This is a genomic window from Streptomyces sp. NPDC046261, assembly GCF_040646235.1.
Lineage (GTDB): Bacteria > Actinomycetota > Actinomycetes > Streptomycetales > Streptomycetaceae > Streptomyces.
On sequence record NZ_JBEYZU010000010.1, the window covers coordinates 86,541 to 108,150 of the forward strand.

The following is a 21,610-nucleotide window of genomic DNA, read 5'->3' on the forward strand; positions in this document are numbered from 1 at the left end:
ACGCACGGGAACCCGTGATCCTCGGGAAAACTCTTGATGAACAGGGGATTCCACTGCTAGACATCGCACATGACCGGCTATTCCCCTGACGCCACCGACTGGCGCATTCTCGACGCCCTGCAGAGCAACGGGCGTGCGGGCTACGCGGAGTTGGCGCGTACCGTGAACATGTCCTCCAGCGCCGTCACCGAGCGCGTCCGTCGGCTGGAGGAGGCCGGGATCATCGGCGGCTACACCGCGGTCGTGGATCCCGAGCGGCTGGGCATGCCGGTCCTGGCGTTCGTACGGCTGAGGTACCCCAACGGCAATTACAAACCGTTCCACGACCTGCTGGCCGCGACCCCGGAGATCCTGGAGGCCCACCACGTCACCGGCGACGACTGCTTCGTGATCAAGGTCGCGGCCCGGTCCATGCGCCACCTGGAGGAGGTCGCGGGCCGGATCGGCGCGCTCGGCTCGGTGACCACGAGCGTGGTCTACTCCTCGCCGCTCCCCCGCCGCGCCCTCAGCCGGCGTACCCCGCCGTCCGGTGCCGGACAGCCGAACCCGACCGCTCCTTGACCACCTGCAGCTGGGCCGGGACGCGCTGCCGCAGGTCGGCGACGTGGCTGACGATGCCGACGGTGCGGTCGCGTTCGCGCAGCGAGTCCAGCACGTCGAGGACCTCGTCCAGGGTCTGCTCGTCGAGGCTGCCGAAGCCCTCGTCGATGAAGAGGGTGTCCAGCCGCACGCCGCCCGCCTCCTCGGTGACCACGTCGGCCAGGCCGAGGGCCAGGGACAGCGACGCGAAGAACGTCTCCCCGCCGGAGAGGGTCGCGGTGTCGCGCTCACTGCCCGTCCAGGCGTCGATGACGTGCAGGCCCAGGCCCGAGCGGGCGCGCCCGGCGGTCCTGGCGTCGGAGTGGACGAGGGTGTAGCGCCCGGCCGACATGCGCTGCAGGCGGGCGGTCGCGGCGGCGGCGACCTGTTCGAGCCGTGCGGCCAGGACGTACGACTCCAGGCGCATCTTGCGCTCGTTGCGGGCGGAGGTGCCGGCCGCCAGCGAGGCGAGCTCGGCCACCCGGTGGTACTCCTCGCGCAGCGGGGCGAGCCGGCGGGCGTCGGCGACGGCCTGGGCGGAGAGCCGGTCCAAATCCGCGCAGCGGGCGCGCGCGGCCGCCTCTTCGGCGGACGCCCCCCGCAGAAGCCGCGTCGCGGCCTCGGCCGCCGCCACGGCGGCCTGCGGATCGGCCGGCGGCAGGGCGGCGGCGGCCGCCACGGCGGGGTCCTCCAGCGCGGCGGCGATCGTCGCCTCCTCGCTCCGCCACCGCTCCCGCCGTTCCTCCAGCTCCCGCTGCTCCCCGGGGCCCAGCAGGGCCCCGGCCGCCGCGGGCGCGTCGTCGAAGCCCGCGCGGCGGGCGGCGTCGGTGAGCCGGTCGTCGGCCTCCTTCAGGCGACGGGCGGTGCGTTCGGCCTCCCGTACGGCCTCGGCGGCTCCGGCGACGCGGGTGAGCCGGTCCTCGAGCCGCTCGGCACGGCGGGAGACGCTCTCCTCGCCGCCGCGGGCGGCGGCCAGTTCCTCCTCGAGCGCGCTCAGTTCGCGCTCGAGGTGCTCACGGCGCGAGGTACGGGCGGCGATGCGCAGCCGTGCCTGTTCCTGGGCGGTGCGGCGGCGCTCGCACTCGCGCTCGGCGGCGGCCAGCGTCTCCCGGGCGGCGTGCAGGCCGGTGGAGTCGGCCCGGGCCGCGGCCAGGGAGCGTTCCAGTGCGTCGAGGGCATGGGCCAGTTCGGTCACGGGCGCCGCTCCCGCGTCGGCCGTCGCGGCGGCGAGGTCCCGGCCGAGCGAGGTCAGGTGCGCGGCGGCCTGCTCGCGGACGGCGTCGGCGCGCTGGTACGCGGCCAGGGCGGCCTCCTCGGCCGCCCGGTCCACATGGCCCGCGTCCAGGCGGGCCGGTTCGGGGTGGTCGCGGGAACCGCACACGACGCACCGGTCCCCGGCGGCCAGCGCGGCCGCCAGCTCGGCGGCCATGCCCCGCAGCCGCCGGTCCTTGAGGCCGAGCCAGTGCTCGCGCGCGGCGGCGGCCTCCTCGCGGGCGGCCAGCAGGCGGGCCTCGGCGGCGACGGACTCGCCGGTGAGGGCATCGCGGCGGCGGGCGGCCAGGAGCGTACGGCGGGCGGTCTCGAGCTGCCCCCCGAGCCGCTCGGCGCGCCCGACGGCCTCCTGGGCGTCGTCGACGCGCTGCTGGTGGGCGGCGCGCACGGCCGGCCAGGAGGCGAGCCACTCGTCGGCCTCGGCGAGCATCTCCTCGTCGGCGCCGGCGGCGCGGTCCATCGCGGTGAGGTCGCCGGCGATCGCGGCCGCCCGGGCCTCGGCGCGGCGGGCGGCGGAGAGCGCGCCGAGCTCCTCGCGCAGCGCGCGCTCGGCGGCGGCCAGTTCTCCGGCGCCGGCGTCCCCCTGTTCCCGGGGCAGCGCGGCACGGGCCTGCCGTTCGGCGGCGGCCGCCGCGAGGTGCTCGGCCTCGGCCTTGTCGCGCAGCTCCAGCGCGGGGGCGACGGCCTCGGCGGCCCGGGCCCGCTCCAGCCGCCGGCTCAGCAGCTCCCGCTCGGCGCGCCGCTGCGCGAACGCGGCGGCGCGGCGCGTCGCCTCGGCGTGGGCGCCCTGCAGCCGGGCCAGTTCGCGTACGGAGTCGGCGTGCCGCTGCGCGGAGCGGTGGTGGTGCTCGGCGGCGTGGACGGCGGCCACGGCGATCGCGTACCGCTCGCGGGCGTCGGTGCGGGCGAGGGCCGCCCACTCCAGCACGGCCTCGGCCAGCCCGGCCTCGCCGGGGGCGAGGGGCTGCTCGCCGCGCCGGGGCGCCGGGACCGACGCGCGGGCGCGGCGCGGCGGGGCCGCGGTGGCCCCGTCCGCTGCCGTGGCCGGTGCCGGGGTGCCCACCTCGGGCAGGGAGGGGTCGGCGGCGGCCTGCCGCATGCGGTGGCCGAGGGCGAGCAGCCGTTCGTCGCCGGTGCGCACCTGTGCCTCCGCGGCGCGGCGCAGTTCGGCGAGGCGGTCCTCGACGGCGGCGAAGCGGCCGGTGTCGAAGAGCCGGCCCAGCAGCTTGGCGCGGGCGGCGTCCTCGGCGCGCAGGAAGCGGGCGAACTCGCCCTGGGGCAGGAGGACGACCTGGCAGAACTGTTCCCGGCTCATGCCGAGCAGCTGCTCGATCTCGGTGCCGATCTCCTGGTGGGAGCGGCTGAGGGCCTTCCATTCGCCGCCGCCCGCGGGCTTCTCGCGCAGGGCGCTGTAGGCCTTCTCCTTGGTGACGCCGGTGCCCCGTTTCTTGGGCCGGGGCTGCTCGGGGCGCCGGGTGATCTCCAGCCGGCGGCCGCCGACGGTGAGGTCGAGCACCACCTCGGTGGGGGTGGCGGGGTCGGCGTGGTCGCTGCGCAGCGTGAGGCCGCTGCCCTGGCGGGAGCCGGGGACGCCGTTGTAGAGGGCGTAGCAGACGGCGTCGAGGACGGAGGTCTTGCCCGCGCCGGTGGGGCCGTGCAGCAGGAAGAGGCCGGCGGCCGACAGCTCGTCGAAGTCGATGTGCTGGGTGGCGCCGAAGGGCCCGAAGGCGGTGATCGTGAGCCGGTGGAGCCTCATCGGGCGACCTCGTCGAGGGTGTCGTCCAGCCGTACGGAGTCCAGGGCGGCGGTCAGTACCGCGCGCTCGGCCTCGTCGGGGCCCTGCCCGCCGCGTACGTGCGCCACGAAGTCCTCGGCGATCTGCTGGTCGGTGCGGCCGCGCAGCCGCTGGGCGTAGGAGGCGAGGGGGTCCTCGGGGGCCCTCTCGGGTGCGAAGACCAGGCTCACGGTGTGCGGGAAGCGGCGGGTGAGCCGGGCCATGGGTTCCTGGGGGCGCACCGGGTCGGTGAGGGTGGCCTCGATCCATGCCTGTTCGTGGCGCTCGAGGTGCGGGTCGGCCAGGAGGTCCTCGAGGCGGCCGTGGATGCGGGCGAGCGGGCGCGGCACGGGGCAGTCGATCCGTTCGGCGCTGACGTCGCCGTCGGCGGCGAGGTCGACGAGCCACATGGTCTTGCGGTGGGTGGCCTCGGAGAAGGAGTAGGCGAGGGGGGAGCCGGAGTAGCGGACGCGGTCGGTGATGGTCTGGCTGCCGTGGAGGTGGCCGAGGGCGGTGTAGTCGATGCCGCGGAAGACCTCGGCGGGTACGGAGGCGACGCCGCCGACGGTGATGTCGCGTTCGCTGTCGCTGGTCGTGCCGCCGGCGACGAAGGCGTGGGCGAGGACGACGGAGCGGGTCCCGGCGGGCCGGGATGCGAGGTCGGCGCGTACCCGCTCCATGGCGGCGTCCAGCACGGCGGCGTGGCCGGCCCGGGCGGCGCCGAGCTGCTCGCGCACCAGGGCGGGCTCCAGGTAGGGCAGGCCGTAGAAGGCGACGTCGCCGTGGCCGTCGGAGAGGAGGACGGGGGTGGCGCAGCCGGCGGGGTCGGTGCGCAGGTGTATCCCGGCCCGGTCGATGAGGCCGGCGCCGACGCCGAGCCGGCGGGGCGAGTCGTGGTTGCCGGAGATCATGATCGTGGGCACGCCGAGGGCGGCGAGGCGGTGCAGTGCCTCGTCGAAGAGCTCGACGGCGGCGAGCGGCGGTACGGCGCGGTCGTAGATGTCGCCGGCGACGAGGACGGCGTCGACGTCGCGTTCGCGGACGGTCCGCACGAGGTGGCCGAGGAAGTCGCGCTGGGCCGCCAGGAGGTTCACGCGGTGGAAGGACCGCCCCAGGTGCCAGTCCGAGGTGTGCAGCAGTCTCACAGGACGGCTCCGACCAGCATGTTCTCCGTCCCCTTCACTGGTTCTCCCCCGTCGGGCGGTGCAGGGCCTTCGTGACCCCTGTGGCCTCGCCGGCCTCGCCCGCTCCGGGCGGCACGCTGTCCATCACTGTTCACAGTTTCGCATCCGGGCCGGGGGCGAAGGACACGGTTGCCCGAATGCCTTGCCGCCGGCCCGGCCGGTCGCTGTGGTCAGGCGCACGCCCTGTGGTCGTCGCGGGGCAGGGCGCGGTGGGGTGCGAAGGTGAGGGCGGGTGGGGAGGCGTAGGCCTCGGCGAGGCGCAGGAGGAAGATCCGTTCGTCGTCGAGGCCGCCGTTGCCGAGACCGAGGCCGAGGGGTTCGGGCGGGTGGGCGGCGGTGCGTGGGAGACCGGTGAGTTTGGCGTGCCGGGCTTCGCGCAGGACGCAGGCGAGCACGGCGGCCTCCGCCGCGGCGGGGCCTCGCACGGGTGCGGCGGCCACGGTGGCGCGGGCGGCGCGGGTGACGCGGGGTTCGGTGTAGTCGCGCAGGACGAGGATGGCGTCGCGGGTCTCGACGACCTTGCGGTAGGCCAGCAGCTTCCAGGAGGCCCGGGGCCAGAGGATCTCGGTGAGCCGGGGCCGGGCGCGGGCCAGGGCGACGTGCGGGACGGCGTCCACCAGCTCGCGCCACAGTGGCCACAGCCGCCAGACGGTCCTGATGTCGCGGGCCGCCTGGCGCAGCGCGACGGCTGTCGGTACGAGCACGGCCGCGGCCCGCAGGATGCCGTGCAGGGCCATCAGGAGGGGCTGGTAGCCCAGGAGCGCGTCCGAGGCGGTGAACAGGCCGGCGAAGAGGCGGAGCCAGTACAGCCCGGCGAGGGCCGTGCCGATGCCGAAGAGCCGCAGGCCGAGGGCGAGCGCGGAGCCGCTGCGGTGGCCGGTCGCGTACCGCCAGCACACGGCGACGCAGGCCGCGTTGACGGTCAGGTGGGTGCAGATCAGGAGCAGCCAGTAGGCGGTGGCGGCGGGTGGCATCGTGGCCACGGTGCCGTAGGAGCGGTGGGCTGCGGTGGTGAGGCCGAGGAGCGCCAGGGCCAGGGCCACCGCGGCGACGGCGCCGCAGGCCCAGGCGCGGATCCGCCGGCCACCCATGATCGTGACGACGAAGCAGAGGACGGCGCCGGCGGACACCATGCCGGCCAGGCTGCGGGCGAGCAGCAGGGCGGGGGCCGGGGTGCCGGGGAGGCCGGAGAGGAGGGGCAGGGTCATCGCGAGGGCCGCCGTGGCCACCGCCAGCCACAGCCCTCGCTGTGGGGGGTGGCGCACGGCGTAGGGACATCGCACGATCACCGCGATCCACAGGCAGATCGCGCCGGTGCTCTCCAGGACGTGGACGGGGGCGTCAGTGGTCATGGGAGCCGACCACGCCGAGCGCCGCCTGCAGCCTGCCGAGCGCGCCCGGCGGCCGTTCCTCGGCGCAGGCGCGTGCGCTGGTGCGCATCAGGCTGGCAAGCATCTCCGCCTCCTGTTCCTGGCGCGTGGAGTAGTTGGTGCGCGCGAGGATGCGGCGGATGAGCCGGGGGTCGAGGTCGGCCAGGAGGGCGCCGGTGTGGCCGCCGGCCGGGGAGAGGGAGTGGTGGTCGAAGAGCATGTGCCCGATCTCGTGCAGGACGATGTGCTCCTGGTGCGGGCGGACGGTGTGGCGCTCGTGGAAGATGTGGTCGTCGGTGGCGGTGGCCAGCCACAGCCCGCAGGCTCCCGCCATGGCGGCCTGTTCCGGCAGCGGGTGCAGGTGGATCGGCCGGCCGCGCTGCTCGCCGAGGTGCCGGCACAGGGCCTCGACGGAGAAGGGCCGGGGCAGGCTGATGCGGGCCAGCAGGGCCCGGCAGCGTCGGCGGAGGGCGGCGTCGCTCGTGTACGGCATCTCGGGTTCCCGTTGACCCTTTCTCAGGCAGCGGCGGTAGGCGACGTACGTACGGCGTGGCATCGGTCCTCCAGGCCCACGGGACCGGCGTCGGGTCGTTGACTACCCTGAAGAAGTACGGGTGGTGGTGTCGTCGTCATCGTCGATGGACGACAGGTTCTGGGTCTTGCGTGCCTCGTCCACCATGGCGATCAGTGCGTCCAGACAGGCGGGCGAGAGTCCGTCCGCGCGCAGGGCGAGGTTGCGGACCTTGGCGTCGCGCAGGGCGACGGCGAGTCTGCGCCGGTCGTCGATGCGCCGGCCGGCCTCGTCGTCGTCGAGGAAGTACTCGGGCGGCACGCCGAAGTACTCGGCGAGGACGTCGAGCTGTTCGAGGGTGACGTTGCGCTTCTTGCCGGTGGCCAGCTCCCAGAGGTAGGTGCCGGAGATGGTCCTGCCGGTGGTGTCGCGGATCTCCTTGGCCAGGCGCGCGTATCCGGGGCGCCTGCACCCGTCGGGGCGGGCGGTGGCGGCGATCAGTTCACTGAGCCGCTGGTCGAACTTCCGCAGGAGGGGACGGTCGTTGTGGTCCGGTGCCTGCTGACTGCCGCTCATGCCCCGTCCCTCTCGTAGGAGTTGCCCGGTCGACTTTTTCTGTCCGCTTGAGCGTATGGATAACGCCAGACAAGCCTGACATTCATACGCCATAGTTGACAAGCGACTCTGTACGCAACGTACGCTTGCCGACCGAGACATCCGCTTGAGTTGACAGCGGGCACGGCAGTCCCCAGCCGCCTTCACGGTGCGGCTCGATGAGCGAAGGGGAGAGTTCATGAGCCGGGAAACATCCTTCCGAGTTCTCGGACCGCTGAGCGTCGCAGTGGGCCGAAAAAACGTTTCGCTACCCAGTGGCAGGCAACGATCCCTCCTCGCGGCCCTGCTCGTGCACCCGGGCGAGATCGTCCCGGTCGAGAAGCTCGTCGACCTGGTGTGGGGCGACGAGCTGCCGCACAGCCCGCGCCCCGCCCTCCACACCCTCCTCACCCGATTACGGCAGAGCCTGGACGCGGGTGGCGCGGGGCTGTCCGGGCTCCTGCGCACCTCGCCCAGCGGGTACCTGATCGAGGTCCCCACCGGCTGTCTCGATCTCACTCTTTTCCGCGAATCCGCCACCCGCGCCCGGCTCGCCGCCGAACTCGGCGACCGGGCGCTGGAGTACACCGCCCTCACCGAGGCGCTGGCCCTGTGGCGCGGCCAGCCGCTGGGGGGCGTGCGTTCGGACGCGCTCCACCGGGACGTGGTGCCGGGCCTGATGGAGGAGTGGATCCGGGCCATCGAGCGGTACCACGACGTGTGCCTCGCCCTGGGGCGCCACGACGAGATCGTCGGCGACCTGCGGACGCTCACCGCCAAGTACCCGCTGCGCGAGAGCCTGTGGCAGCGGCTGATGCTCGCCCTCTACCGCTGCGGCCGCAGGGGCGAGGCCCTGGCCGCGTACGCCGAGGTGAGCGGCTTCTTCCGGGACGAGCTCGGGGTGGACCCCGGGCGCGAACTGCGCCACCTGCACGTCGCGATCCTGCGCACCGACGTCAGCCTGTCGCTGGCGCGCTCGGCCTGAGGCCCGTACCGCCCCGCGCGAGCGGCGGCGGTGCACGAGCAGCCCCACGAGCACGGCCAGCAGGACACAGCCGGCCGCGACAAGCGCCGGCACGCCACCACGCACGGCGGTCAGCCGTTCGTAGGACGCGCCCAGCACATACCCCGCCCCGGCCTCCGCGCTCGCCCAGAGCAGCCCCGCCAGCAGGCTGTACGGGGCCAGGCGCCGGTACGGCATGCCGGCCGCCCCGGCCAGGTGCGGCGCGAAGGTCCGTACGACCGGCACGAAGCGGCAGACCAGCAGCGCCGGTCCACCGCGCCGCTTGAGCACCGACCAGGCCCGCTCCCAGGCCGCGTCGGGCAGCCGCCGCCCCAGCCGGCTGCGCCGCAGCCCGGGGCCGAGGCGGCGCCCGGTGCGCTGCGCGAGCAGATCACCGGTCACCACCCCGGCCGTGGCGCAGAGCACGACCAGCGGCAGCCGCAGCGTGCCTTCCTGGGCGAGGACCCCGGCGCACAGCATCAGGCTCAGCGTCGGCACGAACGAACCGAGCAGCAGCACCGATTCCAGGAGCACCAGGCCGAGCACGACACCGTACGCGGCCGTCGGCGGCACCCCTTGCAGCAGCTCGTCCGCGGTCGGCATCAGGCCGCGTCCGCCGCCCGGGTGGCGTGCTCGGGGGCGCGCACGTGCCACACCCGGGCGGGCGGAAGGTTGCGCCACACGACGCTGTGCCGGCTGGCGTAGCGGCGCGTGAACTCGTGCAGCAGGTCGGTCACTTCACGGTGGCGCACGGACTCCTTGCGGCTGCTCAGCAGGGAGCGGGTGGCATGGGTGCCGAGGTAGCCGAAGAAGGTCAGATGGCCGCCGGGGACGAGCACGGACAGGTAGCGGTCCAGGATCGCCTTGACGGTGTCCGGCTCGAAGTTGGTGAAGGGCAGGCAGGAGACGATGACGTCGTAGCTGTGGTCGATACGCATCTCGGTGATGGACTCGGGGATGATCCGGATGCGGTCGGAAGCGGCCGACATGGCGGGATCGGTGCGCAGCGCGCCGTGCAGAATATCGACGAAGCGGGGGTTGATCTCGACGACGTCCAGCCGGTCGGCGGGCCCGACGGACCCGGCCAGCACCCGCGTCACCGGGCCCGTGCCGGCCCCGACCTCCAGCACCGCGGTGGGGCGGCGCAGTCTGCTCGCGGGGGCCAGCGGCGCGGCCAGCCGCTCCGCGAGCTGCCTGCTGCTGGGCGCGATGGCGCCGGTGGTACGGAAGGTGCGGGTCGCCTCACGGAGGAAGGCCAGCCCGGCAGCCGAACGCGGCTGTGCGGGCGTGGAGTTGGCTTGCGTCAGATCCATGACCATGAAACTAGGGGCCCGCGCGGGCCGCACCATCGGCCGTTGTGCGACGCTCGATCAGTACGAAAGTAGGGGGTAGCGTAGGCCGACTGGCGGAGGGACCGGAAACGTTGGCTGACTACGATTTACCCGTGCTGAGTGCGGACGACCGGAGGTGGCCGGGATGGGCGGAGGCGCTGCTGATCGCGGCCGTTGGTGTGCTGTCGGTGCAGAACGCCTATGTGGGCGCCGGCGCCACGCTGTTCGGCCCGCACACGGCCGTCGCCGCGCTGGGCAGCCTGTCGCTGGCGGTGCGCTATCGCGTCCCGGTGGTCACAGTCGTGGTGACGGTCGGCGCGGCGATCGCCGTCGGGGCGCTGCTGCCGCTGCTGGTGATGCTCTTCTACCTCGCTTCGCGCGGCTGGCGCGCGCTGGGCTGCGCGTGCGCGGCGGTGGCGCTGGCGGGGAACTGGTTCGCGCAGCCCGAGCAGTTGCTGTGGACCACCCGGGCTTACGGTCCGGTCCTGCCGTTCGCCCTGGTGATGGTGCTGGGATTGTGGGTCGACAGCCGTAGGCGGCTGGTCGCGAGCCTGACCGCGCAGGTCGATCATCTGCGCGTCGAGCGGGAACTGCGCGCGAAGCAGGCCCGGTTGAACGAGCGCGCCCGCATCGCCGCCGAGATGCACGACGTGCTCGCCCACCGGCTGAGCCTGCTCGCCCTGCACGCGGGCGCCCTGCAGCGGCGGGCCGCCTCCCTTCCCGAGCCCGTCGCCGACCGGCTCGCGCTGCTGCGCACGACATCGACCGAGGCGCTGGGCGACCTGCGCGACGTCCTGGGCGTGCTGCGCGACCCCGACCACCCCGAGCTGCAGGGGCAACGCGTCCCGGGGCTGCGGGAGCTGCCCGCGCTGTTCGACGAGGCGCGCGCGGCGGGCCAGGACATCGAGGCCGTCGTGGAGGGCTCGGCCGCGCCCCTGCCGGCCAGCCACCGGCTCGCCGTCCACCGCCTGGTGCAGGAGGCGCTGACCAACGCCCGCAAGCACGCCCCGGGCGCGCCGGTCCACGTCACGGTGCGCTACGGGCCGCCGGCATCCACCGTCGAGGTACGCAACCAGGCCGGCGAGCCCTCGCCCGAGGAGGCGCCGGTCGGCAGCGGCTACGGCCTGGTCGGGCTGGCCGAACGGGTCACCGCCCTGGGCGGCCGGCTGGACTACGGGCCGGCCGGGGGCGGCGGCTGGAGCATCGCCGCGGACATTCCCCTCGAAGACCACCTCGCGCCGGGAGCGGCATGATCCGTACATTGATCGTCGACGACGACAGCCTGGTCCGGCTGGCCCTCGCCGACATCCTCGACGACGTCCCCGGCATCGAGGTGGTGGCCCAGGCGGGCGACGGCCTGGAGGCCGTCGAACGGGCCGGTTCCCTGCGGGTGGACGTGGCCCTGATGGACGTCCGGATGCCGCGCATGGACGGCATAGCCGCCACCGAGCGGCTGCGCGCCCTGCCCTGTCCGCCGGAGGTCGTCATGCTGACGACCTTCGACCTGGACCAGTACGTGTACGACGCCCTGGCCGCCGGCGCCTCGGGGTTCCTGCTCAAGGACACCGACCCGGCCGAGATCATCCGCGCGATAGAGGTCGTCGCCGCGGGGCAGGCCATGCTGCATCCGGCCGCCGCGCGCCGCCTGGTGGACCGCTATCACCGCACGGCCTCCCGTGACTCCGCCGCCGCCCAGCTCCGCGTCGCCCGGCTGACCCCCCGTGAGGCCGATGTCCTCGGGCTCCTGGCGGCAGGCGCCTCCAACGCCGAGATAGCCGACGGTCTGGGCATGCGGGAGAGCACGGTCAAGGCCCACGTCAGCCGCATCCTGGCCGCGCTGGAGGTCGGCAACCGGGTGCAGGCGGCCCTGTGCGCCAGGGACGCGGGGCTGGCGGTGTGAGGTGGGGCGGGCGGGGGCGGGCTGTCCGCCCCCGCCCGCGTCGGTCAGCCCAGCCGGGGTATCTCGATCGCCGGACAGCGGTCCATGATCATCAGCAGGCCCGCGTCCCGCGTGCGGTCGTAGGCGTCCTCGTCGATGACGCCCAGCTGGAACCAGACCGCCTTCGCACCGATGGCGACGGCCTCGTCGGCGACGGCCCCCGCGAGCTCGGACCTGACGAAGACGTCGACCACGTCGACGGGGAAGGGTATGTCGGCGAGGGTGGCGTATCCCCGCTCGCCGTGGACCGTCTCGGCCCTGGGGTGGACGGGCACGATGCGCTTGCCGTGGCCCTGGAGCACCTCCGCGACGCGGTAGGCGGCGCGCTGCTCGTTGGCCGACAGACCGACCACCGCCCAGGTGTCGCCGGTCCCCTCGATGATCTTCCGGATGATCCCCGGTTCTGCGTACATGCCGGCTCAACGAGCGAGGTCACCGGAGCATTCCCGGGAGCGGGAGGATGTCGCGGCGGGATTAGGCTTACGGGATGCAGGACGAGTACCGCACCGTAGCGCTCGAGGGCGAGCACGAGATCGAGATCAGCAGGTCTCGCTTCATCTGCGCGCTCGCGCCCGCCGCCACCGAGGAGGAGGCGCAGGCGTTCGTCGCGCGTATCCGCAAGGAGCACCCGGCCGCCCGGCACCACTGCTGGGCGTACGTCATCGGTGCCGACGGCTCGGTCCAGAAGGCGAGCGACGACGGCGAGCCCGGGGGGACGGCGGGCGTGCCCATGCTGCAGATGCTCGTGCGGCGCGACATGCGGTACGTCGTCGCCGTGGTCACCCGCTACTTCGGCGGCGTCAAGCTCGGCGCCGGTGGCCTGATCCGGGCCTACGGCGGGGTGGTCGGGGAGGCGCTCGACACCCTGGGCACGGTGACCCGCCGGCGCTTCCGGCTGGCGACGGTCACGGTCGACCACCAGCGGGCCGGCAAGCTGGAGAACGAATTGCGGGCCACCGGGCGGGATGTGCGCGAGGTGACCTACGGGGCGGGCGTGCGGATCGAGATCGGGCTGCCCGAGGCGGACGTGGCGGGGTTCAGGGCCTGGCTGGCGGACACCACGGCCGGCTCGGCGGTCCTGGAGCTCGGCGGCGAGGCGTACGGCGACGCCTGACAGGGGTGCCCGGGGTACGTGCGTACGTGCCTGCCGGCCCTAGGTGGCCGGGCCGGCAGGTCGTCCGTGGTGGAGCCGGGGTCAGCGGCAGTCGCGCACGGGGTTGTCGTGCGTCAGGACGCAGCCGATGCGCTGGCCGCGCTCCTGGCCGTAGCGCTCGGTCAGCGCGGCACGGAAGTCGGCCCACTGACGGCGGGTGTCGGCGATCGCGCCCTTGACGGCGCGGTCGAAGTTGCCGGTGATCCGGCCGCGGTTGGTGGTCGGGTCACTGGTGGCGCCGGTGGCCGGATCGATCAGGCCGGTGTCCTTGTTGAGGGTGGAGTGCGTGACCCGGTTCGAGCAGCCGAAGGGGTTGAGGGAGAAGCAGCCGGTGGACAGCTGCGCCGGCACGGCGGAGGGCGCCGGCGGCTTGCCGCTCTTGAGGGCGAGCAGCGGGGACGGGCCGGTCATGTTCAGGCCGGGCGGGTTGGCGACGCCGATCCCCTGGTTGGGGTCCGCCTTGTCGGCCCAGTTGCTGTGCGAGTAGAAGTCCTGCACGCCGTGCAGCGCGCGACCGAAACCCTCGATGGCGTTGCACTTGCCGCGCCCGGGAACGCCGCCCGTGAACGTGCAGTCCACGGACAGGTCGCTGTTGCCCGGCGAGACGGTGCCGTCGCCGTTCAGGGTGGCGGACCCCGCGGAGACACCCTGGCCGAAACGTCCCTGCAGCTTCGATATGCAGGCGATGAGCTGCTCACTGGCCTGCTGACGCGTGCGGGGGTAACCGGAGGCGGTGAGGAAGTCGGCGTCGTCGCAGTGCGCCTCGGGGGTGAAGATCTCGTCGGAGTCCGGCGAGCCCACGGCGCCGAACGTGCCGGTGTGACCCGCCACTTGGTCGATCGACCGCGGCTCGAAACACGTCCCGTCGGATGCCTGGCCGGGGGCGCAGGCCAGCGCCGCCCTGGTGATGCGCTCGTGCTCGGCCCGCTGCCCGAGCGAGTTGATCGTGCCGAACGCCTGCGCCTCGCCGGCCTGGACCGTGAGCAGCATCGGGGCCGCCAGGGAGGCGGTGCCCATGAGCAGAGCGGTGCGGCGGCGCAGCGTGAGGCGTCTGGTGGTGCGCATGGTGCAGTCTCCTCTGATCGGGTTCGGCGCTACGGTCGTGAGTGATGATCCACCGTTGGGTCGCCCGGGACGACGGCGTTTTCAGTCGGTCTGCGGGAATTCAGTCGGTCCGTGAGAAACGGCGGGCGGCCACCGCCAGGGCCGCGACGGAGAACGCGGCCACCAGGGCCACCGACAGTCCCGGCGGGACGTCCCAGCCGCCCCAGGAGACCGGGTCGAAGAAGGGCGCGCCCGAGGCCCCGGCCGCCGGGGCCGGGTGGAAGGCGGTGATGGTCTGGCGCATGGCGTCCACGGCGTACGTCAGCGGGTTGACCAGGGTGAGCGAGGCCATCCAGGCCGGCATGGCGCTGACGGGGAACATCAGCCCCGACAGGAAGACCATGGGGGCCGTCAGGACCGTCAGCGCCGTATGGAAGGTCTGGATGCGCTGGATCCTGACCGCGATCACGGCGCCCATGACGGTCATCGCGAGGGAGGCCAGCAGCAGTTCGGCCAGCAGGGCGGCGAAGAGGTCGATCCGGTAGGGCACGCCCACCAGCCCGGCGCTGGCCAGGACGACGGCGCCCTGGCAGGCCGCGACGGTCGCGCCGCCGAGGCACTTGCCGATCAGCAGGGTGCTGCGGTGGACGGGCGCCACCAGCATCTCGCGCAGGAACCCGCTCTGCCGGTCCCAGACGATGGAGGCCCCCACCGAGATGGCCGGGGCCTGGGCCGCCATCACCAGCACGCCGGGGAAGAGGAACACCATGTAGTCGTCGGAGGAGCCGGCGCCGCTGAACATCCGGGACAGGCCGATGCCCAGGACGTAGAGGAACAGCAGCGGCTGCAGCAGGGACACGGCGATCCCGGCCCGCGAGCGCAGGAAGTGGATCATCTCGCGGCGCCAGACCATGCTGCCCGCGCGCCATTCGGCGGCGATCCGGCCGGTTTCGCGGGGGGCGGCCGCCGGCAGTGCGGCCGTGGCGTGCGTCATGCGCCGGCTCCTGAGTCGTCGCGGATTCCGCGCCCCGTGTGGTGCAGGAAGACGTCGTCGAGGCTGGGGCGGGTGACGGTCACCTCGTAGACGGCCACGTCGAGGGCCGCGCACAGCGCCGGGACGAGCCTGGCGCCCTCCGCGACCTTGACGCTGAGGCCGGCCGGGCCCTGGACGGGGTCGAGGCCGAAGCGGGTCCGCAGCAGCGTGGCCGCCACGGCGTCGTCGCCCGTGCGCAGGTCCACGCGGTCGGCGCCGATGACCGACTTCAGCTCGGCCGGGCTGCCCTGGGCGACGATCCGGCCGTCGTCGATGATGGCGATGCGGTCGCACTGCTCGGCCTCGTCGAGGTAGTGCGTGGTGAGGAAGATGGTCGTGGCCTCGCGTTCGCGGATCTCGGCCAGGTGCGTCCACACCTGCGCCCGGGTCTGCGGGTCGAGGCCGATGGTCGGCTCGTCCAGGAAGAGCAGGCGGGGCCGGTGCAGCAGACCGCGGGCGATCTCCAGCCGGCGCTGCATGCCGCCGGAGTAGGTGCGCACGAGGCTACCGCCGCGGGCGGCGAGCCCTACGAGCTCGAGCATGGCGGTGATGCGCTCGCTGAGCCCGGCCCTCGGCAGGGCGTAGAGGTCGGCGTGGAAGCGCAGGTTCTCCACGGCCGTCAGCTCCGGGTCGAGCGTGGTCTCCTGGAAGACCAGGCCGAGGTTGCGGCGCACCTGCTGGGGGGCGGTGCGGGTGTCGTGGCCGGCGATCTCGATCCGGCCCGAGGTGGGCGTGGCCAGCGTGGTCAGCATGGAGATGGTCGTGGTCTTGCCCGCCCCGTTGGGGCCGAGGAAGCCGAAGGTCTCCCCCTGGGCGACGGTCAGATCGATGCCGCGCACCGCTTCCACGCCCGCGTACGACTTGCCCAGCCCCCTCGCCAGGATGGCCGGCGGACCGGGCCGTGGGGCCCGGGGCCCGGCCGGGGTCCCGGGGGCCGGCACCGGCCCGTCGGCCTCGCGCGCGGCATCGCCGTCCGCGTCCGCCGCCGGCTTGCGCGCGGTCCGCGGTCCTGCTCCGAACATCGCTCCTCCTTGGTGCCACGCGGTGTGCGCGGGCGACGGGTGGCGGGTCAGCCGTGGTGGCGGAGGGCGTCCATCCAGTTCTCCGGCACGACATAGCCGAAGCTCCAGCGGTGCCGGTCCGTGGGGTTGGCGATGCAGTGCCAGAACAGCTTCTCCGGGTCCTGCTCGACCTTGAAGAACCGCACGATGCGCGGGCTCTCGCGCAGCGTGACGATCTCCCGGGTGCGCGGGTGGAGGTAGCGGAAGAAGGAGGTCTGGCCGGGGTCGGCGAAGGGCCGGTCCACGTCCACGAGGTACATGCGCCACCCCGGCTGGTCGGCGTTGGTGTGCCACAACCGGTAGCTGGACGGCGGGTACCACATGGAGCCCGAGCAGCGCACGTCGCCGCCGAAGAGGTTCTCCAGGGCCGCCACGACGCGGGTCTTCGCCGCGAAGTACTCCTCGTAGCCGGGGTATTCGACGTGTTCGTCGAGGTTGACGAGGTGGAAGTCCCGCCGGGGCGCGTCCGGCGCGGCGGCCTCGGTGTCCCGCCAGCCCCGCCCGGCGAGCTCCTGGTGCCAGCTCTGGTAGGCGGGGTCGGCGGGGGACATGGAGATCGTCCGCATGTCCTCGTCGCGGTAGCGGGAGGTGAAACGGTCCAGGTCGGCGGAGGGCGGCATCACCTTGAGCCGGGGCAGTTCCGCGACGACCGGGGCGAATTCGGGGAGCTCGTCGAGCCGGTACTCGTAGTGGGCGAAGCTGGTGGCGCCGGATTCCGGGCGGGGCGTGGCGGCCTCGGTGGCCTTGCCGGTCGAGGTGCCGTTCTGCCCCGGCGTGGTCGTGGCCTCCGGGGCACCGGCTTCGGGGGTGCCGAAGGTCATGGCCTTCGTCAGGAACTCCTCGGCGGTGAAGCCGTATCCGTGGCGGTGACCGAGCTTGACGATCTCCGGTATCTCGGTGACCGCCTTCATCTCCCGGCCGAAGCGGTCGGGGTCGAGGGCGTCGCGCAGGAATTCCTCGCAGGTCTTCAGGGCCATGGTGGAGCGACTCCTTACTGTTCGTGGTGCGACGGCGGGTCGAGGAGCAGCACGGACGGGACGCGGTCCGGGTCCGCCAGCCGCAGGAAGTGCATGCCGAATCCGGAGATGCCGATCATCAGTCCCGGGAAGAAGTCGGCGCTGCCCTCCGCCGCGCTGTCGCCCGCCTCGTCGAAGCTCCGCCACAGCGCCTGGACCTGGACGTTCGCCTCCAGTTGGAAGGCCGGTTCGTCGTTCAGCCGGGCGAAGCGCAGGAAGAGCTCGGCGTTGCCGGACGTGCCGTGGCACAGGGTGTGGTTCTTCAGGCGGGGGAAGTTGCGCATGGTCGCCGAGAGGGCCTGCTGGGCCTCGCGCAGCAGTTGTTCGTCGGTGCGGCCGAGCGCGTCCCAGCTGGTGATGCGGGCGAGCCCGATGCCCGCCGCCCCGTTGCACCAGGCGTTGGAGAAGTGCCGGGCGCCCTTGACCGTGGATCCGTTGTTGATCCGCAGGTCGTACCAGTCCTTCTCCTTGTCGTCGAGGTACCGGTCCTCGTAGGCGAAGGCCTTGCGCCCGGCCTCGATGTAGTCGGGCCGGCCGGTGTGCCGGCCGAGCTGGATCAGGGCCCAGCCGATGCCGCCGGAGCCGTGGGAGAAGCCGGTGAGGTTGCCGTATGTCTCGTCGGGGGCGGAGGGGGGCCAGCTGAGGGTCTCGCCGTCGTCCTCGGCGTGCCGCAGCAGGTGCTCGGCGCACCGGTGGGCGTGGTCGAGGCCGTGCCCGCCGCTTTCCCCGGCGAGGCCGAGCAGGACGGGGATGAGGCCCGCCGCCCCGTGCAGGACGTCGAAGTGCCGGTCCTCCTCGATGCGGTCGGGAAGCTCGTCGCTCAGCTTGACGGCCAGGTCGAGCAGCTCCTTCTCGCCCCAGAGCCGGTGCAGGTGGGTGAGGAGGTAGAGGACGCCGCCGAGCCCCGCGAACGCGCCCAGCCGGCCGCGGTCCCATTGGGCGAGGACGTGGTCGAGGCCCTGCCGGGCGGCCTGCCGGAACTCCGGGCGGGGTACGAGATGGTCGAGGTAGGCGAGGAACAGCACGACGCCCGCGGAGCCTTGGTAGAGGTCGGCCTCGATGTCCACCTGGGCGAGCCGGCCGCCCGCCAGCTGGTACGAGGTCCAGGGCGCGGGGGCGTCGGGCGACCTGAGTTCGCCGCACAGCCGGTTGCCGATCCTGACGGCGTAGTCCAGTGAGGTGGCGACGAAGGAGGGGCTGCTGATCTCGCCCGTGGAGAGGCTGGCGGCGATGTACTGGCTCTGCTGCTCGCGGTTCTCCTCCGACAGCCGCCTGATGCGGGCGGCGGCGTGGTCGATCGGCGAGATGTCCAGGGGCGAGGGCAGCGGTTCGCTGTGCGCGTGCACCAGCTGCCGGGCGTGTGCGGCGGCGGTGAACAGCGGCACGTCCAGCTGCCACATGGCGTTCACTTCGCGCGCGGCGAGGATGCCTTCGGCGTCCCAGGTGCGGGGGAAGGTGCGCACGGTGTTGGCGAGCAGGTCGACTTCGAGGGGCTCGGTCAGGCACCGCGGGTGGCGGGCGGCGCTCAGCAGCTGGGCGTAGATCTGGGTGCCCCAGTTGATGAAGCGGGCCGTGACCCAGCTGAACGTCTCCATCACGAAGTCGACGGCCGCGTCGGGTTCCTTGGCGAACCAGGCGTAGACCCGGTCGAAGCCCTCCATGATCGATTCTGCGTGGTCCTCGGGGCGGACGAGCTCCTCGCCGAGGAAGACGCGGTTGGAGGCGCTGGTCTCGACGTGGACGCCGGTGCGGTGCACCACGGACGCCTCGAAGCTCAGCCCCTCGCCGTTCCGGCGGGCCACCGGGACGGGGACCTCGTATCCCTCGCCGCCCGCGTAGCCGCTGATCCGCATCTCGGCGGCGGCCTCCTCGCCCGGCCGCGCGGAACGCGGCCACTCGAGCAGTCCCGTCTTGAACACGGAGTCCAGGAGGGTGCCTTCGGACTGCGAGCGGCCCCGCGGGTGAACGCCGAGGACGGTCTCGGCGTCGCACACGAAGGCGTGCCCGTCGGCGACGAGGATGTTCTCGAAGTGCAGGTCGCTGCCGCCCAGCACGTAGAAGATCGCCAGGTAGCCGCCCAGCTCCTCGTAGATCCGCTGGACTTCCCGGTGCGTCTCGACGCGATTGCGCCCGGCGGGTATCAGGGCTTCGTAGCCGTAGCCGTCCCGCGGCAGGACGGGGCGGGTCGCGAAGTCGACGACTTTGTCGTCCGCCAGCCGGGCGAGCAGGTCCTGCAGGGCCGCCTCGGAGCGGACGCTGCGCGGCTTGTAGAAGAATTCGGCCGTGCTTCCGTCGGCGAGCACGACGTCGACGCGGGCGACGGTACGCGCGCCCGCGTGCGGATCGGAGTCGCCCAGCCGAAGGGACCGGAATTCGGCGATCCGCTGACCGAAGAATTCCTTTCCGATGGCCTCCGCGTCGGCCGCCAGGCTTTCGAGGATGTCCCGGCCGAAGGAGGTGAGCAGGGCGGTGGTGTGCGCGAGCCAGCGGCCGAGCACGGGGAATTTCAGATAGAAGCGGTGATAGGCCGCGCTGTCGGCGAACGTGGCGTCGAGATAGGCCAGATACTCGTCGCGACCGGCCTTCGACTTGTCGATTCCGGTCTGTGCGCAGTGCACGTTGGCGTCGGCTTCCACGGCCCAGGCCATGCTCAACTCGAAGCGGTCGAGCAGGTGGAGCTGCATGTCCTCGACCAGCTTGGGGCTCAGCAGGGCGCTGCCGTTCTCCGCCGCGCCGCGTACGGCACGCAGGGCACGCCCCAATTCGCACAGGAACGGCTCGCATGCCTTGGCCAGCCGCCCGTAATACACGTCGAACGCGCGCCAGGCGGGCTCTTCGGCCGCCCCGGGACCGGTCCGCTCCCGGCCGAAGGCGCCCAGGGCCGTCCGGTAGGTGGGCAGCCAGGCGCCGTGCAGGGTGCTCAGGAGCTCGCGCGTCTCCTCGTCCGCCTCGCCCAGGCCCAGTTCGATGCGGCGGTACGCGGACAGCACGCCGACGAGCTCGTCCTTGGTGTACTGGGGCGGCCTGGACCGGTGGAGGGACTCCTGGTGGAACTTGTCGGCCAGCTTCCCGGCCAGTGTGTCGATCTTCCAGCGGTCGAACGCGTCGAGCTCGACCGCGGTGCCGCCCCCTCCGGCCGCCGCGGCGCCGCCCGACGCGGCGACGACGCGCGATCGCTCGGTCAGATTGGCCGCCCGCGCTGCGATGTCCAGCGGATACGCGTTTGCCATGTGCGAAACTCTCCTGCGGTCGAGGTCGGGAGCGCTCGTGGCCGGGGCTCCGCCGCGCGGCGCGACGCGGTGGGCCGGCGAGGGCCGACCCACCGCGTCATCACACCGGGCGGGCGTTACCGCCCAAGGGCAACGGCCGCTTACTTGGTGTTGCCGTCACACACGAAGGTGAACGGGCCGAAGCTGCAGCTCTGCTTGCAGGCGAAGGCTTCCGTAGCGGCGATGTCCTTGGTCCAGAAGTCGAGGGACGCCTGGTCCTGCTGCTCCACGGGCGTGGGCAGGACCGCGGTCGAGGCACCGAACGCGGCCGGGTTCTCGATCAGCGCGGCGCGGAAGTCGGCGTCCACGACGGACTGCTGAAGAATCGAAGCGGTCATGACTTACCTCCGATGTTGAGGTGAATCCCGACACCTGGCGATGTCAGGACGTCAGCCGGGCGACCAACGTGATACCGGACTGCTGCTCGGCGTTCCGGAGTTCACGAATGGCCGGGCCCATGTTTTCGCTCTTGTTCTGCCAGGCGACCAGTTCCTTCTCCTCGCTGGAGACGCCCTCCCCGAGCCACAGGGCTTCGAGCCAGGCTTTCGTCGCGAAGGGATGGAGATTGGTGAGGGGAGTGATCCGGGCCAGAGCCGGCTCCTCGTGGAGCGCGAGAGCGAGCTCCAGCGCTTCACGCAGCTTGCCGTCGGGCGGCAGCAAGGAGCACAGAACCATGAGCTCCTGGATGCGGCGGATGATATCCACGTCCTGGTAGATCGTCGGTTCCTTGGCGCTTTTCATGGCCCGTCCCCATCCAGTCGGCTCCCGGTGAGAACGACAGTAGGGGCGCCCACTTTCACTACGGTTTCAGTCCGCTTTCAGAAAACCGGAGTCCGCGGCGGTGCCGTGGTGGGGGGGTTGGGTGGGTCAGCTCCCCAGCCCCGGAAGCACCACGGCGCCGGGCAGTTCGGCGAGTGCCTTGCCTGGGACGATGAGCTTGCCGCGCCGGCTGCCGCTGCCGACGATCAGGTGGGGGCTGTCGGCGACGGCGGCGTCGACGAGGACGGGCCAGCCGGCGGGCAGCCCGATCGGGGTGATGCCGCCGTACTCCATGCCGGTCGCGGCGAGCGCGGTGTCCATGGGCGCGAACGACGCCTTGCGGGCACCGAGGTGACGGCGTACGACGCCGTTGACGTCGGCGCGGGTGTGACCGAGGACGAGGCAGGCGGCGAGGGTGGTGGTGCCCCCGCGCCGGGCGGCGACGACGACGCAGTTGGCGGACTGCTCCAGCAGCCAGGGGCCGTAGCTCTCCGCCAGGACGGCGGTGTCGGCCCGTTCCGGGTCGGTGTCCACGTAGCGCAGCTCGGTCACGGGCACGGAACCGCCCCAGCCGCGCACGGCGGCGGCCACGGGCGGGACCAGCAGGCCCAGGCACTCCACGGCGGGCCGGACCTCGTCGAAGGCGTCCATCGGCGTCGGGGTCGGCGAGCTGTTCATGCCCGCCAAGCTAACAGCCGTGGCCCGTGCCGGCGGCGCG

20 protein-coding genes and 1 pseudogene are annotated in these 21,610 nt (G+C 73.1%); 5 read left to right on the top strand and 16 right to left on the bottom strand.

What is annotated here, in order from left to right:
• Nucleotides 1–69: 69 nt before the first annotated feature.
• Nucleotides 70–561: an Lrp/AsnC family transcriptional regulator gene (locus ABZ956_RS19670; RefSeq protein WP_361894905.1), complete on the top strand. Its 492-nt coding sequence runs from the start codon at nt 70–72 to the stop codon at nt 559–561.
• Here the strand turns inward: ABZ956_RS19670 and ABZ956_RS19675 are convergent.
• The 5 genes from ABZ956_RS19675 to ABZ956_RS19695 form a co-directional block, all read right to left on the bottom strand.
• A complete protein-coding gene (locus ABZ956_RS19675; protein WP_361894908.1) occupies nt 506–3,607 on the bottom strand; it encodes an SMC family ATPase in 3,102 nt (1,033 codons plus the stop codon). The two genes, ABZ956_RS19670 and ABZ956_RS19675, sit on opposite strands and share 56 nt — an antisense overlap.
• Entirely contained in the window at nt 3,604–4,770 is a 1,167-nt protein-coding gene (locus ABZ956_RS19680) for an exonuclease SbcCD subunit D (protein ID WP_361894911.1), read from the bottom strand. The genes ABZ956_RS19675 and ABZ956_RS19680 overlap by 4 nt, the downstream gene beginning before the upstream one ends.
• A gap of 209 nt (nt 4,771–4,979) precedes the next feature.
• Nucleotides 4,980–6,161, bottom strand: a complete 1,182-nt coding sequence (locus ABZ956_RS19685; protein WP_361894913.1) for an MAB_1171c family putative transporter — start codon at nt 6,159–6,161, stop codon at nt 4,980–4,982.
• Nucleotides 6,151–6,672, bottom strand: a complete 522-nt coding sequence (locus tag ABZ956_RS19690; RefSeq protein WP_361894916.1) for a hypothetical protein — start codon at nt 6,670–6,672, stop codon at nt 6,151–6,153. Before ABZ956_RS19690 ends, ABZ956_RS19685 begins: the two co-directional genes overlap by 11 nt.
• A gap of 102 nt (nt 6,673–6,774) precedes the next feature.
• The gene (locus tag ABZ956_RS19695) at nt 6,775–7,266 is read right to left on the bottom strand and encodes a hypothetical protein (protein WP_361894918.1); all 492 of its coding nucleotides are present in this window, start codon (nt 7,264–7,266) and stop codon (nt 6,775–6,777) included.
• A 217-nt stretch (nt 7,267–7,483) separates the two neighbouring features.
• On the opposite strand from ABZ956_RS19695, the gene ABZ956_RS19700 reads away from it, so the two are divergent.
• On the top strand, nt 7,484–8,269 hold the full coding sequence (locus ABZ956_RS19700) for an AfsR/SARP family transcriptional regulator (protein ID WP_361894921.1): 786 nt from the start codon (nt 7,484–7,486) through the stop codon (nt 8,267–8,269).
• A gap of 150 nt (nt 8,270–8,419) precedes the next feature.
• Here ABZ956_RS19700 and ABZ956_RS19705 read toward each other — a convergent pair.
• Together ABZ956_RS19705 and ABZ956_RS19710 are read right to left on the bottom strand one after the other, a co-directional pair.
• Nucleotides 8,420–8,890: pseudogene (locus tag ABZ956_RS19705) on the bottom strand (DedA family protein); the annotation flags it as partial.
• On the bottom strand, nt 8,890–9,600 hold the full coding sequence (locus ABZ956_RS19710) for a methyltransferase domain-containing protein (protein ID WP_361894924.1): 711 nt from the start codon (nt 9,598–9,600) through the stop codon (nt 8,890–8,892). The pseudogene ABZ956_RS19705 and the gene ABZ956_RS19710, both read right to left, overlap by 1 nt.
• Nucleotides 9,601–9,731: 131 nt before the next feature.
• On the opposite strand from ABZ956_RS19710, the gene ABZ956_RS19715 reads away from it, so the two are divergent.
• Both ABZ956_RS19715 and ABZ956_RS19720 read left to right on the top strand, forming a co-directional pair.
• Nucleotides 9,732–10,871 carry a histidine kinase gene (locus tag ABZ956_RS19715; protein ID WP_361894927.1) on the top strand — a complete coding sequence of 380 codons (1,140 nt, stop codon included), beginning with the start codon at nt 9,732–9,734 and terminating at the stop codon, nt 10,869–10,871.
• Complete coding sequence (locus ABZ956_RS19720; RefSeq protein ID WP_361894930.1) at nt 10,868–11,518, top strand: response regulator transcription factor; 651 nt, start codon at nt 10,868–10,870, stop codon at nt 11,516–11,518. The genes ABZ956_RS19715 and ABZ956_RS19720 overlap by 4 nt, the downstream gene beginning before the upstream one ends.
• A 44-nt stretch (nt 11,519–11,562) precedes the next feature.
• Here the strand turns inward: ABZ956_RS19720 and ABZ956_RS19725 are convergent, their stop codons facing one another.
• Nucleotides 11,563–11,970, bottom strand: coding sequence for a CoA-binding protein (locus ABZ956_RS19725; RefSeq protein ID WP_361894933.1), 408 nt, complete (start codon nt 11,968–11,970; stop codon nt 11,563–11,565).
• A 74-nt stretch (nt 11,971–12,044) separates the two neighbouring features.
• On the opposite strand from ABZ956_RS19725, the gene ABZ956_RS19730 reads away from it, so the two are divergent.
• A complete protein-coding gene (locus ABZ956_RS19730) occupies nt 12,045–12,671 on the top strand; it encodes a YigZ family protein (RefSeq protein ID WP_361894936.1) in 627 nt (208 codons plus the stop codon).
• An 81-nt stretch (nt 12,672–12,752) separates the two neighbouring features.
• Here ABZ956_RS19730 and ABZ956_RS19735 read toward each other — a convergent pair whose 3' ends face one another.
• The 8 genes from ABZ956_RS19735 to ABZ956_RS19770 form a co-directional block, all read right to left on the bottom strand.
• Nucleotides 12,753–13,775, bottom strand: a complete 1,023-nt coding sequence (locus ABZ956_RS19735) for a CinY protein (protein ID WP_361894939.1) — start codon at nt 13,773–13,775, stop codon at nt 12,753–12,755.
• Between the two features lie 100 nt (nt 13,776–13,875).
• A complete protein-coding gene (locus ABZ956_RS19740) occupies nt 13,876–14,748 on the bottom strand; it encodes an ABC transporter permease (protein ID WP_361894942.1) in 873 nt (290 codons plus the stop codon).
• A complete protein-coding gene (locus ABZ956_RS19745; RefSeq protein WP_361894945.1) occupies nt 14,745–15,809 on the bottom strand; it encodes an ATP-binding cassette domain-containing protein in 1,065 nt (354 codons plus the stop codon). Before ABZ956_RS19745 ends, ABZ956_RS19740 begins: the two co-directional genes overlap by 4 nt.
• Nucleotides 15,810–15,856: 47 nt before the next feature.
• On the bottom strand, nt 15,857–16,825 hold the full coding sequence (locus ABZ956_RS19750) for a Nif11-like leader peptide family natural product precursor (protein WP_361894948.1): 969 nt from the start codon (nt 16,823–16,825) through the stop codon (nt 15,857–15,859).
• Between the two features lie 14 nt (nt 16,826–16,839).
• Nucleotides 16,840–20,094, bottom strand: a complete 3,255-nt coding sequence (locus ABZ956_RS19755; RefSeq protein ID WP_361894951.1) for a type 2 lanthipeptide synthetase LanM family protein — start codon at nt 20,092–20,094, stop codon at nt 16,840–16,842.
• Between the two features lie 140 nt (nt 20,095–20,234).
• Nucleotides 20,235–20,471, bottom strand: coding sequence for a cinnamycin family lantibiotic (locus tag ABZ956_RS19760; RefSeq protein ID WP_361894954.1), 237 nt, complete (start codon nt 20,469–20,471; stop codon nt 20,235–20,237).
• A gap of 43 nt (nt 20,472–20,514) precedes the next feature.
• Nucleotides 20,515–20,874 (bottom strand): DurN family substrate-assisted peptide maturase, encoded by a 360-nt coding sequence (locus ABZ956_RS19765; protein WP_361894957.1) that lies wholly within the window; start codon nt 20,872–20,874, stop codon nt 20,515–20,517.
• 126 nt (nt 20,875–21,000) lie between these two features.
• Nucleotides 21,001–21,543, bottom strand: a complete 543-nt coding sequence (locus tag ABZ956_RS19770) for a YbaK/EbsC family protein (protein ID WP_361895154.1) — start codon at nt 21,541–21,543, stop codon at nt 21,001–21,003.
• Nucleotides 21,544–21,610 lie beyond the last annotated feature (67 nt).

Bases quoted from the DNA above. Each gene is read 5' to 3' on its own strand.
- ABZ956_RS19770 (WP_361895154.1), bottom strand. From the start codon at position 21,543: ATGGACGCCTTCGACGAGGTCCGGCCCGCCGTGGAGTGCCTGGGCCTG.
- ABZ956_RS19675 (WP_361894908.1), bottom strand. From the start codon at position 3,607: ATGAGGCTCCACCGGCTCACGATCACCGCCTTCGGGCCCTTCGGCGCC.
- ABZ956_RS19735 (WP_361894939.1), bottom strand. From the start codon at position 13,775: ATGCGCACCACCAGACGCCTCACGCTGCGCCGCCGCACCGCTCTGCTC.
- ABZ956_RS19745 (WP_361894945.1), bottom strand. From the start codon at position 15,809: ATGTTCGGAGCAGGACCGCGGACCGCGCGCAAGCCGGCGGCGGACGCG.
- ABZ956_RS19720 (WP_361894930.1), top strand. From the start codon at position 10,868: ATGATCCGTACATTGATCGTCGACGACGACAGCCTGGTCCGGCTGGCC.
- ABZ956_RS19750 (WP_361894948.1), bottom strand. From the start codon at position 16,825: ATGGCCCTGAAGACCTGCGAGGAATTCCTGCGCGACGCCCTCGACCCC.
- ABZ956_RS19710 (WP_361894924.1), bottom strand. From the start codon at position 9,600: ATGGATCTGACGCAAGCCAACTCCACGCCCGCACAGCCGCGTTCGGCT.
- ABZ956_RS19695 (WP_361894918.1), bottom strand. From the start codon at position 7,266: ATGAGCGGCAGTCAGCAGGCACCGGACCACAACGACCGTCCCCTCCTG.
- ABZ956_RS19740 (WP_361894942.1), bottom strand. From the start codon at position 14,748: ATGACGCACGCCACGGCCGCACTGCCGGCGGCCGCCCCCCGCGAAACC.
- ABZ956_RS19765 (WP_361894957.1), bottom strand. From the start codon at position 20,874: ATGAAAAGCGCCAAGGAACCGACGATCTACCAGGACGTGGATATCATC.
- ABZ956_RS19755 (WP_361894951.1), bottom strand. From the start codon at position 20,094: ATGGCAAACGCGTATCCGCTGGACATCGCAGCGCGGGCGGCCAATCTG.
- ABZ956_RS19685 (WP_361894913.1), bottom strand. From the start codon at position 6,161: ATGACCACTGACGCCCCCGTCCACGTCCTGGAGAGCACCGGCGCGATC.
- ABZ956_RS19700 (WP_361894921.1), top strand. From the start codon at position 7,484: ATGAGCCGGGAAACATCCTTCCGAGTTCTCGGACCGCTGAGCGTCGCA.
- ABZ956_RS19670 (WP_361894905.1), top strand. From the start codon at position 70: ATGACCGGCTATTCCCCTGACGCCACCGACTGGCGCATTCTCGACGCC.
- ABZ956_RS19690 (WP_361894916.1), bottom strand. From the start codon at position 6,672: ATGCCGTACACGAGCGACGCCGCCCTCCGCCGACGCTGCCGGGCCCTG.
- ABZ956_RS19725 (WP_361894933.1), bottom strand. From the start codon at position 11,970: ATGTACGCAGAACCGGGGATCATCCGGAAGATCATCGAGGGGACCGGC.
- ABZ956_RS19760 (WP_361894954.1), bottom strand. From the start codon at position 20,471: ATGACCGCTTCGATTCTTCAGCAGTCCGTCGTGGACGCCGACTTCCGC.
- ABZ956_RS19730 (WP_361894936.1), top strand. From the start codon at position 12,045: ATGCAGGACGAGTACCGCACCGTAGCGCTCGAGGGCGAGCACGAGATC.